The 14,005-nt window shown below is 31.1% G+C and carries 12 protein-coding genes; all 12 read right to left on the bottom strand.

Features of this window, described 5'->3' with window-relative positions:
• Positions 1 to 3 precede the first annotated feature (3 nt).
• Positions 4 to 891, bottom strand: a complete 888-nt coding sequence (locus tag ES677_RS02185; protein WP_148380304.1) for a glycosyltransferase family 2 protein — start codon at positions 889 to 891, stop codon at positions 4 to 6.
• A 98-nt stretch (positions 892 to 989) separates the two neighbouring features.
• Positions 990 to 2,039 carry an acyltransferase family protein gene (locus tag ES677_RS02190; RefSeq protein ID WP_148380305.1) on the bottom strand — a complete coding sequence of 350 codons (1,050 nt, stop codon included), beginning with the start codon at positions 2,037 to 2,039 and terminating at the stop codon, positions 990 to 992.
• Between the two features lie 36 nt (positions 2,040 to 2,075).
• Entirely contained in the window at positions 2,076 to 3,086 is a 1,011-nt protein-coding gene (locus tag ES677_RS02195; RefSeq protein ID WP_148380306.1) for a glycosyltransferase family 2 protein, read from the bottom strand.
• The gene (locus ES677_RS02200; protein ID WP_148380307.1) at positions 3,086 to 3,985 is read right to left on the bottom strand and encodes a beta-1,6-N-acetylglucosaminyltransferase; all 900 of its coding nucleotides are present in this window, start codon (positions 3,983 to 3,985) and stop codon (positions 3,086 to 3,088) included. Before ES677_RS02200 ends, ES677_RS02195 begins: the two co-directional genes overlap by 1 nt.
• A 1-nt stretch (position 3,986) precedes the next feature.
• Complete coding sequence (locus tag ES677_RS02205; RefSeq protein ID WP_148380308.1) at positions 3,987 to 5,111, bottom strand: glycosyltransferase family 4 protein; 1,125 nt, start codon at positions 5,109 to 5,111, stop codon at positions 3,987 to 3,989.
• The gene (locus tag ES677_RS02210) at positions 5,108 to 5,920 is read right to left on the bottom strand and encodes a glycosyltransferase (RefSeq protein ID WP_148380309.1); all 813 of its coding nucleotides are present in this window, start codon (positions 5,918 to 5,920) and stop codon (positions 5,108 to 5,110) included. The genes ES677_RS02205 and ES677_RS02210 overlap by 4 nt, the downstream gene beginning before the upstream one ends.
• A complete protein-coding gene (locus tag ES677_RS02215) occupies positions 5,886 to 6,698 on the bottom strand; it encodes a glycosyltransferase (RefSeq protein ID WP_148380310.1) in 813 nt (270 codons plus the stop codon). The genes ES677_RS02210 and ES677_RS02215 overlap by 35 nt, the downstream gene beginning before the upstream one ends.
• A complete protein-coding gene (locus ES677_RS02220; protein WP_148380311.1) occupies positions 6,695 to 7,681 on the bottom strand; it encodes a glycosyltransferase family 2 protein in 987 nt (328 codons plus the stop codon). The genes ES677_RS02215 and ES677_RS02220 overlap by 4 nt, the downstream gene beginning before the upstream one ends.
• 3 nt (positions 7,682 to 7,684) lie before the next feature.
• A complete protein-coding gene (locus ES677_RS02225; protein ID WP_148380312.1) occupies positions 7,685 to 8,407 on the bottom strand; it encodes a hypothetical protein in 723 nt (240 codons plus the stop codon).
• Entirely contained in the window at positions 8,407 to 9,681 is a 1,275-nt protein-coding gene (locus ES677_RS02230; protein WP_148380313.1) for an ABC transporter ATP-binding protein, read from the bottom strand. Before ES677_RS02230 ends, ES677_RS02225 begins: the two co-directional genes overlap by 1 nt.
• A 252-nt stretch (positions 9,682 to 9,933) precedes the next feature.
• Positions 9,934 to 10,815, bottom strand: a complete 882-nt coding sequence (locus tag ES677_RS02235; protein ID WP_211357855.1) for an ABC transporter permease — start codon at positions 10,813 to 10,815, stop codon at positions 9,934 to 9,936.
• Positions 10,816 to 11,542: 727 nt separating this feature from the next.
• A complete protein-coding gene (locus ES677_RS02240) occupies positions 11,543 to 13,999 on the bottom strand; it encodes an exopolysaccharide transport family protein (protein WP_148380314.1) in 2,457 nt (818 codons plus the stop codon).
• Positions 14,000 to 14,005: the final 6 nt, after the last annotated feature.

The following is a 14,005-nucleotide window of genomic DNA, read 5'->3' on the forward strand; positions in this document are numbered from 1 at the left end:
GTTTTAATGAAATATAGGTGAAGGCAAGCTGTTTTTTAACGCAATACACGACTGCGATACCGGTTGCCTATATTTCAAAATCTTAGGCAAATTAAGTATAATAGTCGCAATAGCACGAACGTAAGCTTTAAAAAATGTAAAATCTTTTAGTGCATATTTTCTAAAATTGTGATAGAGCAATTTCAATAATTTCACTGAAGGATACCTATAATATACCAAATAGTAATAAAAAGTGTTTTGTAACTGCTTTTCGAATCGGAAATAGTTATGTCCTGCTTTTTTCCGGGCAATCATGTCTACTCGATGATTAACAGATACCGCATTCGTATATAATATCTTTTCGTTATTCGCTAAAACCTCTAAAGACACACAAGACTCCTCTCCATAAATATCTACCCAATCAGGAAATCCTCTCGTTTTAAAATAAGTTTCTTTTTTTATGGCAAAACCACACCCTACAAATTCACTACACAAAAATTGTAAATCCTGTTTTGGTTTTGTTGCTAAAGCTTCGGCATCTAATTTAAAAACCCCTTTTATTTCTTGAAATGCGAGAATGCCTACTTTAGGATTAGTTTTAAATAAATCACTAATAATTTTAATAAAATCGGCTTGTAGCGGATGTGCGTCGTCATCAAAACCAATTAAAACAGACCCTTTCGCTTGCTTATAAAGCATATGTCTAGCTTTAGAAGCTCCTACACTTTTGTTTAAAAAAGTCCAATGCACAGCGCTATACTTACCCTCCAGCAAACTCGTATCATCTTCACCACCATCAACTAAAACTAAAATTTCAACTTGTGTTGTATCAATTAAATTATACAATCTCTCTAAAGTAAAGTCTAACTCAGATTTCCTGTTTTTGGTTACGATTACTATTGATGCTTGCATAAAGAAATGTACTTTTTTATCATTTTATTTAATTTCTAGCTTTTTGTAATAGTTTACAATTTCCTCAATTCTTATAGAATAAGTATAAAATCATAGTGTTAAAAATGATTTTTTAAATATTTTGCTATTCTAATTTCAAAATAATATGTGTATAAGATACTAATAGCACACAATATTATAATCAATAGAATTGAAAAAAAAGGAAAATTATTTCTAGCAAATTTCTCTATTAAAACTACCCCTATAGACTCGTGAATGAGATATAAAAAATAAGAGGAGACTCCTAGTTTTATAAATAATTTATTTTCTAAATATAATAGGTATCTTTTCTTGAAAATCATTAAAAAGAATAGAGATAAAAAAACAAAATAGAACGATAATTTAACGAAATCACCCCAATAATAATAAACTTGAATAAGAACAAACATACTGAAGAAAATATGTGTAATTCTTTTTACTCTAAGAGCTTTAACCTGTATAGTGTATAAAATGTAAAAATAAATTCCAATACAAAAAAAAGGAAGAGTTAACGATAAATTAAAAACTCTAAATATGTTTTTCATAATGTATAAAAAACTACCCTCTGAAAACACCAGATAATCCATACTAATTTTAACTAACGAAATAATCAAAGCTAAAACAAAAAAAACTAAATAAAAATTTTTACGAAATACAAAAAAGATAGTAGAAACAAAGAGGTAAAACTGTACCTCTGGCCACAAGCTCCAATAAACAGAACTTAAATAATCAAAATTAATTCTTCTTCCTATTAAGGACGATATTAAATCTGGTTCTATGAAGGTTAAGCTAATCAATAAATTCTTGATATAATGACCAGAAGGGAAAAGGTTCTTATCATCGAAATTAATTAAAAAAATATATGTTAATATAGACGCTATCAACATACTAGGGAGAAGCCTAATCATCCTTTTTTTTAAAAAGAACAAAATAGATGTTGTCTTTTCTAAAGAATTTAATATAACAAAACCACTAATCATAAAAAAAAACTGAACACCTAACTTTCCAAACTCAAAAAAGTTATAATCAGAACCGTAAGGATAAACCTTTACCCATCGTGAAAAGAAATGAAAAAAAATCACCATTAAAATGGCTATTCCTCTATAACTATCTAAAAGTTTAATTCTCATATTTGATTTCCTCTGATGCAATTGATTCGTGTAATATTATCTATAAAGGTGCTTAAGTAGTCTATAATTATTAATAAACTCAACTTCATTTAGCACTAAAAACCATACTCCTAAAGAATTACGTGAACTTAAATTGGTTCGTTTCCAAAACGATAGAATAAACCTAACAAAACGATATCGAAAATTTTTAGCACTGTTATCATCCATTAATTTTAAATAATCTTTATTTAATGAATTAAACATTTCTATGATTTGCTTTAAATATTTTTGAAATTCAATATTATTTAAAGGCTCTACGGAATAATAACATTTAAAAACAGTATTTGGATCCAAATGGACATCGAAATTTTCCAAATATTTAGAAATGATACTAGAGCGCTCTTTAAAGTGCTGTTCTTGTTTGTTTTCTGCTCGATGATTACTTGTGTTTACAATTCTATATTTCATTAAAAAATCAGGGAGATTAGCTACCTTATGTTTCAAAACAATACGCGTCCACAAATCCCAATCTTCGCAAGTTTGTATAGATTCGTTATAAAAAAGAGAATCATTAAAAACTGTACATCTAAACATAACCGATGAATGGCCGAAACATGCTGAAAACATTAAGTCAAATTTAATATCAGAATGCCGTGTGGGATAAACCCAGTTACTATCTGGTAAAACCTGCATATCTTTTAGCCAATAGCCTTGTGTACCGCACAAATTAACAGTACTATTTTGGTCTAAAAAATCAATCTGTAATTTAAAGCGGTTAGGGTAGCTATAATCATCTGCATCCATACGAGCAATATACTCATAGTCTATATATATCTTTTTAATAGCCTCATTCAATGTTCTAGCTATACCTAAATTTTTATCATTCTTAAAAACAAAAACTCTACTATCATCATAATTATTAGCCTTAGTTAAAGAATCATCTATGGAGCAATCATCAATAATATACAAATCAAAATCTTTAAAACTTTGATCCAATGTAGATTTAATCGCTAAGTCTATATATTGCGAAGCATTATAAACTGGCATTATTACCGCTAATCTTTTCATTACTTTAATAAAGAGTTTTTAATATAATAAATCGATTTAGAGTTTTTAGAGCTATCAAATTTTCGAGCAAATAGATAGTCATCATTTTGTATATTTTGTATATTTTTGGTCTTTAAATATTCGGGACTACTTTTATTCCCTTTAAAGGATACAAATGTTAGGCTTTTATTTTTTAATAAAAGTTTTTGAGGAATACTATTTAACAGTAACGAAGCAAATAGTGTTTCGTCTGGCGCTAGAGTATATCTAAAAATAGAGCGCAACTTCTTTTCATCTTCAAAACTTTTTAAAAGCTTATTCAAAGCTAATTTATTTAAAATAAGCCATTGACTACTTCCATAAATTTTAAAATTTGGAAAACTTTTTTTTAATCTATTATAAGGTAAAAGTTGTACAAACTTAGTTCTATTAATTACCTTGTTTATGCATTTATTAAAAGTGCTGTATTGATATTTAAAAAAATATAAATTTTTAAATCTAAATAAACCACCATCCCACCATCTTTGATCTGGCAACTCCCAATGCTCTAAAAAAGAATACTCTTTGTTTTCTTTTAAATAGTCGTGAATTTCTTTATTCGTTTTTAAGGGTAAATCTTCTCCCGATAATAAGATTGTATGATAATCCGCATCCTTATGATTAATACTCATAAAACGCTTAATACTTTCAAATAAAACAGTTGTAGCTTCTACTAAGCTAAAAGTCCCCCATTTACATAACACTCGATTTTCTATGAAGTAGCAATTATTAAATTGTATTTCTTCTTTAAAAGTACTTAGCTTACTCTTTTTGTCAATATGAATAAAAAATAATGTGTCTTTATACTGTAATAAACTTATCAATTCCTTTAACTGAGAAGGGTTTTTATGTGCAAGAATGGCGTATACTTTAAAATACATACTAATTTGCTTTTATCTGTCTTAATAAGTCTTTCGCAAAAGTAATTTCTGGATCTTTCTCTACTTTTCTACAAATTTCGCGTCTTGATTGAACCCCCATATGCTGCCACTCTTTCCTGTTTTGCCACGCCAATTCTAAAGCGCAATCAACAGATTTAACTCTAGGTGCTTCGGCAACAAAACCTGAAACCTTATGGGTAACTACCTCAGCACTACCGCTAACATTTGTAATAATAGCTATTCTTGAACATAACATAGCTTCTACTAAAGCTATAGGAAGGCCTTCGTAGCGAGAGGTTAAAATTAAACCGTGATTTTCTCTCCAAATATCTAATGTGGGAGTAAAATCTTTAATGAATACATTTTCTAGTTTGTAAAGCGCTATTAAATCTATTAAGTTCTGCTTATCACGGCCGTTTCCGTAAAAATTAATAATTAAATTTCTATCTCTCCATTTTTCCTGATTTAGTACTCGCAATAAAATATCTTGTCCCTTAGCACTAAAAAAATAACGGCCCACAAAGGCTAATTTATAACTTTCTTTATCAGTTGGGTAAGTTAGAGAAACGTCATAAGGCACATTAAAAGGGTTTTTCACTACTTGTGCATTAACAAGTTGTTCTCCTATTTGAGATTCTGTAACATTCAAATTATCGTTACTAACAAAATAATTAGTTAAAGCTCCTTCAAACCCATTTTTCATTTTAACTCTTAAGCTAAAATTTGGCCAATAAAGTTCATTTACTGCTTGAGATATAGTAACATATTTTATATTACATTTAATACAAAACGCCATTAAATCTACACCATTAAAATTATACCCTTGATTGATTACAACTAAATCTGGCATTATTTCTTTTATATAAGCAATTCTGGAATCATTGTGTTTTAAGCGAAGAGAATAAGGAACTATTCTATTGTATATTTTTTGTAAAACGGTAAAGGTAGGTTTTGTAATATAACGAATTGTAATCGCATTATTATGTCTTGTTTTCTCTGGAAGTTGTATTTTTTCATTCACACAAATAGTAATTTGCTCTGTACTACTTAAATAGTTTGCAACGCTATTCCATAATAATTCACTTCCACCCCAATCCATATTCTCTGTTGTAAAAAGTATTTTCATAGTTTGAAAATATTATTAATTTTTCGAAATACTTTCTTTTTTAAAACAGCTAACACTTCTTTTGTTGCTGGTTCTTCTTTTAATTTTTCATTTTCAATTAAAAGTTCTCGCAACAATCCTAAGTGTTTTAATTCCTTTTTATTAAAAATATACTCTATTAACATATCTCTATTAGACCAAGCGTTTGTTAGCATAGAATGTTCTCTTACACGGTAATCAAAAAACACATCATCGACATATTGAAATTGTTTTCCTTTAGCAGCAAATCTTAACCACAAATCCCAATCTTCAAAACCCATTATTGGCATTTGCTCATCATAACCATTAAATTCTTCCCATGTAGTTTTCCTAAAGCAAGCACAGGCATCTATATCATTATTTAAAACTAAACTCTTAATATCTAATGGGTTTACTTTCCAAAGCCCCTGTCTTTTCCCAAAAAACTGGGCGTTTCCATGAACAACCTCTATATCTAAATTATTATCTAAAGATTTAATGGCCTTTTTAATAAATCCATGACGTAATTTATTATCGACATCCAACGGTATAATGTACTCTCCCTTAGCTAATTTTATTCCATTATTACGTGCCTTTGCCAAACCTTGATTTTCCTGATTAACGACCAGAACATTTGGGTAATCGTAAGTTATTTTATTTAAAATTCGTTTAGTATCTATTTCGGTTGAGCCATCATTTATTATTATTATCTCTAAAGTTTCGAGAACTGGATAGTTAATAATACTATCTAAAGCCTCCTGTAGAAATTCTCCTAGATTATAACAAGTTATTATGATGGATACTTTTTTCATTTTTTAATGACTCTTTTAAACATGATAGTATCTTCCTTAAATATTTGAGATTGGTTGTTTCTTTTTTTTTAACATTTCTTAAAACTTTTTTAAATCCTTTAAGATATTTTCTTTGTCGAATGTAATCAAATTCTGATTGTTCAATCCAAGAAGAATTCCACAAATGAATACCATATGTATTCTTGGTTATATAATTCTTGTAATTTAATATATCTTTTCTGTAGTGATAGTTAACTGGATAAAAGTAATCAAAAGGGTAGATTTTGACCCTATCTAATTCAATTATAGAATCGAAATTAAAATTAAAATTATTTTTTCCTCTAAATATTTTAGTAACTATAAAAGGAATTGTGTGACTCTTAGTGTTTTCAAAATTAAATTTTAAGGAGTCATAAAATAAAAGTGCATTAAGGATAAATTCATTCTTAGGTTTTGCTCCAATTATACCTACACTTATTAAATCTAAATCTTCTGCGCCAAAAAAACATTCATCTTCTAAAAAATTATCTATATTTTTTAACATAAGCATATCAGTGTCAAGATATATTCCACCAAATTCATAAAGCTTTTCTAACCGAACATAATCTGACACAAACGCCCATTCTTTTTTTAAATAGGCTGCTTTCACAAAAGGATGTAACAGGTCAGTATTGCTCTCATTCCATTCAATTATCTCATAACCTTCTAATATATTCTTCCATGATTCTAAACAATCCAATATAAGTTTAGACTTTTTACCTTTACCAAACCAACAATAATGTATAATTTTAGGTATCAAATTGAATTGTTTTTAAGGTTATCAAATGTAATTTTTTTTAAAAAATATTTGATTCTTTCGCTAGGATTGTTTGTTAATTCACAAAACTTAAGTAGTAAGGTTAAAATGACGTACTTTTTTATACTTACATCTCTTATAATTTTATTCAATTCTCTACCTATTAAAAGTCTGTTTTTATTATCTTTTTTTGCTAGAGCTTCAAACCATATTACAATTAAATTTTTGTAATAAAAACTAATTAAATCTTTATCTCTAAGCAAGAATGATTTTCTTAAATTATCAATATAAATTAGTGCTACAGATTCTTTATATTCTTTTTTATATACTTTATTCTTGTGTGTTTTTGAACCTTTATGTTGCCGGTACAAAAACAACGGCTCATTAATAATTTTATATGCTTCTTTATTTGAGTTAAAAAATAATCTAAGAAATAATTCAGTTTCTTGCCCTCTTTTAATATTGTATGAGAATAATTTTTTGCCTTTTAAAAACTCCTTTTTAAATAAAACAGAAAGAGTTACTATTTGTAACTTCCATAGCGCATAATCTTTATACAGATTATTGGTATCAATCAAACTTACATCTTTTAGAAATTTTAAGTTTTCATCTACTAAAGTATATGCACAAAAATTAAAATCCATTCCATAATGAAAATGAGTAATTTTCTTTTGTATAAAATTAGACAACATAATATCATCACTATCAAACCAATTCACATATTCCCCCTTACTCACTTCAAACCCATAATTCCTTGCGGCATTACCACCTTTAGGTCGATCGCTTGGCCTGTGATGATACTGAAAACGCGTATCTTTCTCAATATATTTATTAATGACCTCAACAGTATTGTCTGTACTGCCATCGTCCACAATAATACATTCCCAATTTTTATAGGTTTGCGCTACAATAGAATCGAGCGTTTCACCAATTAAGTGCGCGCGGTTAAATGTTGGGATTATTATTGAGACTAGAGGAGTTTCCACAGTTTATAAAGAGGTTACAAATTTATATTTTTCTGTAGCAATTATGAGTACGCTTTTACTTCCTGCATAAACAGCTGTATGTGTTTTTATCTTTTTGTCATTTAAGATACTCAGCAGATCTTTAGCTGTTTCTTGCTCTCCTAATCGATTATAATCATCTAAAATAATTATAAACTCATCTCTTTTTGAAAATTGATCCATTAAATGCACAATATCATACCGCGAATAATGAGAACTTCCAAAAGGACCATCTATTACATACAAATCAAATTTTGTTGTAATAGTATTAGCAATCCCTTTATAACTATTAGTTGGGTGGTTATTAATGGTTTTTTGTTCTAACGGACATATTTCAATAGTTGTGCGTGTGGAGGTAGATTGTGCTTGTAAATACGTCTTTTTCCAATTAATATCATGTTCAATAACTACGTGTGATGATTCTAATAAATAATGTTCTAAATATGAGCTTATAAATTTTGTAGATTCACCCAATCCCATTTCTAAAATACGCTTAGGTTTATAATCGTAAAGCACTCGATTTAGCACATAAAAGAAAGAATAATTCCCAGCCCAACGCCCTACATTTAAAGATAAGTTTTCTAACCACGCTTTACCTCGTATACTATCGTGATACGTATTTGCCCAATCTAACTCTTTTAGCAAAGTGACTTGTTGTTTTTGAAAATTTCTATTTTCTTTAATTATTTTTTTAATCTTACTTATCATTATAAATAATTTACGTCAAAGTTTAACAAGGCTTTACATTGTGCATTAGGCACATCAACATTATTGCCATAATAATCTCCTTTTTCCACATCAAAAGAAAAGGCATTCTGTACCCAGTCCGCCACTTCATTTTTAACCATAATGTGGGTAGTCACATAATAAACACCATTATTTAATTGTAAAGAATTCATAGTAAACTCTATAATACTAATGGCTTTATCTTTACTATATTTTTTTTCTAATAATTGGCTACTTAACCACGATACGCGTTGGCCTAAATTATCATCTATTCTTATATCAAACTCTATATCGTTTAATTTTATAATGTTTGCATTTTCTAGTTCAAATCGAATAGTAAATGGTTTACCTGTTTGTGGTTTACTATCTTCTTCCTTTCCAAACACATTTACTCCTTTAATTTTTACCAATCCATTACCTTTCCTATCTTTAAATGTGGCTTGAGAAAAATCATTCTTAGAACTTTCTAAATAATATTCAATAGCATCTTTGGTAGCTCCCTCAAATAACGTTTCTCCATATTCCAAAACAACAGCCCGAGTACACAAACTCTTCACTGCTGCCATATTATGACTCACAAAAATAACGGTGCGCCCTTCGCCACGACTAATATCTTGCATTTTACCGATGGCCTTTTTCTGGAATTCGGCATCACCAACGGCCAAAACCTCATCAATTACTAAAATTTCGGGTTCTAAAAAAGCGGCAACGGCAAAAGCCAGTCGCACGGTCATTCCCGAACTATAACGTTTTACAGGCGTATCAATATAACGTTCACAACCTGAAAAGGCAATGATCTCGTCTATTTTATTAGCAATTTCCTTTTTAGTCATTCCTAAGATAGCACCATTTAAAAATATATTCTCGCGACCGGTCATTTCACCGTGAAATCCGGTGCCCACTTCCAGCAGCGACGCAATACGGCCGCGTGTTTTTATTTCTCCTGTGGTTGGCGACGTGACTTTAGATAGTATTTTTAAAAGTGTTGATTTCCCTGCGCCATTTTTACCGATAATACCCAGGACTTCACCACGCTTTACTTCAAAATTAATATCCTGTAATGCCCAAACGTATTCACTAGACCCTTTTGTGCTTCTATCGTTAACTTCACCCACTTTTAAATACGGATCGTCCTTACCACGAACACGAGACCACCAGCGATTCAAATCGTGACTAATAGTCCCCGTGCCCACGAGCCCTAAACGGTATTGTTTGGAGATGTTTTCGACCTTTAGGATGATATTACTTGATGTCATTATTAATTGTATTTCTATTTTTTAAGTGAAAAGAGGCTTTGTTGCTATAATTTATAATTTGAACTATTCTACTTTCTACTCTATTCTTAATATACTTTCTCTTTGGTGAGTAGTGAGTAGTGAATGGTGACTTTGGGGTTATAATATAAACGTATTATCAAACTTTCACCTTTTCTCAATTTCTTAATATTAAACCAATAGTCTTCTACTATTCACTAAAAGTGAGCTTGCGAACGAACCATTCACTACTCTCTAAACCGTATCAATAAACGATTTTTCCGTTTTATTAAATATAATCAATCCTATTAAAAAAACCACAATGCTAATCAGTCCGGAATACAAAAAATATGAGATTGAAAACTCCCCAACGCCGAGTGTCATATAACGAAAAAGCTCTATAATTCGGGTCATAGGATTGTATTCGACAAGCCACGCATACTCGGGTACTTTTTCTTTAAAATACGCCAACGGATACATCACTGCCGAACCATACATTAATAATTGTACACCAAAACCGACAAGAAACGTGAGGTCCCTATATTTGGTAGTGAGCGATGAAATAATCATTCCGAATCCCAAGCCTAAAAGGCCCATAAAAATAATTAGAATGGGTAGTAATACGATAACGTTATCCGGACGTGCCGCTGAAGCGCTACTCGTAAAAAAGACAAAATAAATATAAAAAAGTACGAATACTAAAAGCTGAATACCAAACTTAATCAAATTAGAAAACACGACAGATAGTGGCATAATCACGCGAGGAAAATACACTTTTCCAAAGATGCCTTGATTTTTTTTAAACGTATCGCTGGTTCCTGTTAGGCAGGCGCTAAAATAATTCCAAGAGGTTATCCCAGCAAGGTTAAATAAAAACGACGGAATCCCTTCACCCGTAGGGATAGCAGCTAAATTATTAAAAATAAGTGTAAAAATTACCGACGTAAATAAGGGCTGAATTAAATACCATAGCGGCCCTAAAACAGTTTGCTTATATAAGGTAATCACATCGCGCTTAACAAACAATAACAGCAAATCGCGATAGCGCCAAATTTCTTTAAAGTTTAAATTTAAAGCACTCTTTTTGGAGGAAATTGTATAAAGCCAGTCTGTAGATTTATCGGTTTGAAGTGACAAGGATTTTTATTAAAATAGGTTAATACATATACAAATAAAGGCTTTTTTTTTATATTCAAGTAGTAATCCCAAAGGGATTACACTAATCAATCGAAAAATAAAAATTTCCACTCAACAAAACACTTAAAATGAAGGCTTTGGCAACAACGTAGAGTTACTACTGTTACATTTAGCAACGTGAATATTTTACCACTAAATCCCGTAAAAGGAACCTTATTTTACCTTTTTGAATCCATTTCCGCCCTTTAGGGTTAGGGAAAGAAAATTGAGATATGCATTACTAAAGCAAAATTTCCAATGGAACCAAAATCAAAACCACGCACTTCTCACTAAGAACTATTCACTAACAACCTTTCACTAAAAAACCGGTCTATCGTGCATCTATCGTTACACTTAAAATAAAGGCTTTGGAAACAACTTAGAGTTACTACTGTTACATTTAGCAACGTGAATATTTTACCCCTAAATCCCCTAAAGGGGACTTTCTTTTACCTTTTTGAATCCATTTCCGCCCTTTAGAGTTAGGGAAAGAAAATTGAGATATGCATTACTAAAGCAAAATTTCCAATGGAACCAAAATCAAAACCACGCACTTCTAAATATTCAATCCTAAATTGCTATTTAAGTGAGATTTCTAATTTTAGCAATTTTGCATAGAGAACTGTAATCTTTAAACTTCTCAATACAATTTTATCGTACCTCTCAAACCACTCGAAATGACGCTGCGTTAAATTTTAAACAAACCTTTAACACGCTCTTTTAACGACGGTTTTGGCTTATAATTGTCATGATACCCATTGCCATAAGGCCCATTACCATACGTGGCATAACCATAACCGTGTCCATAACCGTATTTCCCTTTCTGGTCGTAATGGTTATATAAAAAACTGATATTAGACAATTCTTTCTTTTTATACTTATCGTTAATAAAATTCAGCATGGCTTTTTTTGTGTAGTCTTGTCTTACCACGTACATCGAAGCATCAGCATACTCAAATAACTCTAAAGCATCGGCAACTAGCGCTACCGGAGGGGTATCTAAAATAATATAATCGTAACGTGTCTTTAGCTCATTTATTAATGTATCCATCGGTTCTCCAATTAGTAATTCTGAAGGATTTGGAGGGATAGGTCCCGAAGTGATAATATCTAGATTGTCTATTATTGATAGATTTATAACCTCATCCAACGTATTCTGGCCTATTAAATAATTTACCACGCCGAGATCATTATTTAACTTAAAATCACCAAATATTTTTGGTTTCCTTAAGTCTAAACCAACAAGCACCGTTTTCTTGCCGCTTAACGCAAATACAGTCGCTAGATTAATAGAGCAAAATGTTTTTCCTTCACCACTTACTGAAGACGTGACTACTATTGTTTTACTGCCTTCCTTACCTTTTGTACGATACATAAATTGCAGACTCGAACGAATGGATCGAAAGGATTCCGCTATCGTCGATTTAGGCTTGTTATGCACCACCAAATTATTATCCGACTCGTTTTTACCAATAACACCCAATAACGGAATACGAGAGATTTGTTCTAAGTTATGGGGACTGTGCAATTTAGTGTCAAAAAAAGCGACTAAAAACGCCAGTAATAACGGGGGAAGGAACCCGCCGATAATCGCAAAAATATAACGCGAACTCAGTTTCAAATCTATGGGTTGTGCCCCCGTATCTTTTGCTGGATCTATCACTAAAACATCTGACACACTTGCCGATTTAATAATTTCGGCCTCACCACGTTTCGCTAAAAACACATTGTAGGTTTGTTCGCTTAGCGCATATTGACGCTCGATATTTAGCATATTCTGCTGGTCTTTGGGCAGCTTTCTTATTTTAGAGTCGATAGAAGCAATCTTAGAATTTATAAATTCCATCTCGCGACGCAACCCATTGGAGGCCGAACTAATATTCTCTAGTAAAACGGCTTTAAGTCCCTCTGTTTGTCTGTCGATATCACCAAAAATAGCAGCATCGCTGCGCACCGTTGTTTCGTATTTAGATTTCTGTACAGACAATGCATTTAGTTTAGACACATTACCTAATATATTGGCATCATCTACTCCTGCTATGGATGGCGCTGGCACATCGGTAAAACTATTACTAGTTTCTAAATAGGTTTTTAGGTTAGAATAATACGCCAACTGCCTGTTGGTATTATCCTTTTCAATTTCAAACTTAGCGAGCTTTTCATTTATCTGAAGGCTTTCTTCATCTAAATTAAAAATCTTATTATTTTGTCGGTAGTTATTTAAAGAATCCGCATTCAGTGTCAATTGAGATTTTACACGCTCCAATTGCTCATCGATAAAAGTAATGGTATTCGTTACAAACTGATTTTTTCTATTCAACTGATCCTCGCTTAATACGCGTACCGTTTCATTTAAATAATCTTCAATTTTCCCCGTGTTAACATCGGTCATTTCAAGATTTAAAATCGATGAGTTTGCAGGATTATCCACCCACAATTTATCTTTATACTTTCCGACAACGGCATCATAATTTTGAAATGTTATAAAATACTCATCGCCAGACACTATCTTACGATCCTTTTTAAAGTGGATTGTTCCGTTTAAAAAAGGTAAAATAATAGGATTCCCAAATTTAAAACGCTGCTTAAAAGGGCCTATAGACACATCGGTCGTGCTTTTTTCTTTATTAGTAAAGTTTTGTGTGTTGACTATTGTATTTTCAAAATCTAATCCTATTTCAAACGTTGTATCGTCTACTATCGAGATGCGTACCGGCACGTTTAAAACTTGAGACGTGTTCGGTAATAACGTAAAGGTGAAGGGCGCCGCCTTATAAATATCGTCTTTTCTAAATCGCGCTTGTTTTAAATACGTGATATAAAACTGAAGATTATCTACCACCTTCTCGTGGTGAGAACGCGACTGAAGCGTTGTAATAATCGTTTTAACTTTTCCAGAAACACCACCCCAATTAAAGGTTAGGCTGGTATTAGCACTAAATAAAGGGTTATTATCGTCTTCTATAGAAATTTGAGTTCCTAATTTATAAGATTGTTGCGTTCTTATATTTTGTTGATACACGATAAACAAACCGATACCAATACATAAAATAAAGAGTTTCCAATAACTTAAGGTTTTATATAAAAACGCTTTAATATCGAAAGTTGAGGGTGAAGATTCTGAAAACTCAAATTCATCATTCATAAACTA

It is taken from the genome of Bizionia gelidisalsuginis (assembly GCF_008086185.1).
GTDB classification, from domain to species: Bacteria; Bacteroidota; Bacteroidia; order Flavobacteriales; family Flavobacteriaceae; genus Bizionia; species Bizionia saleffrena.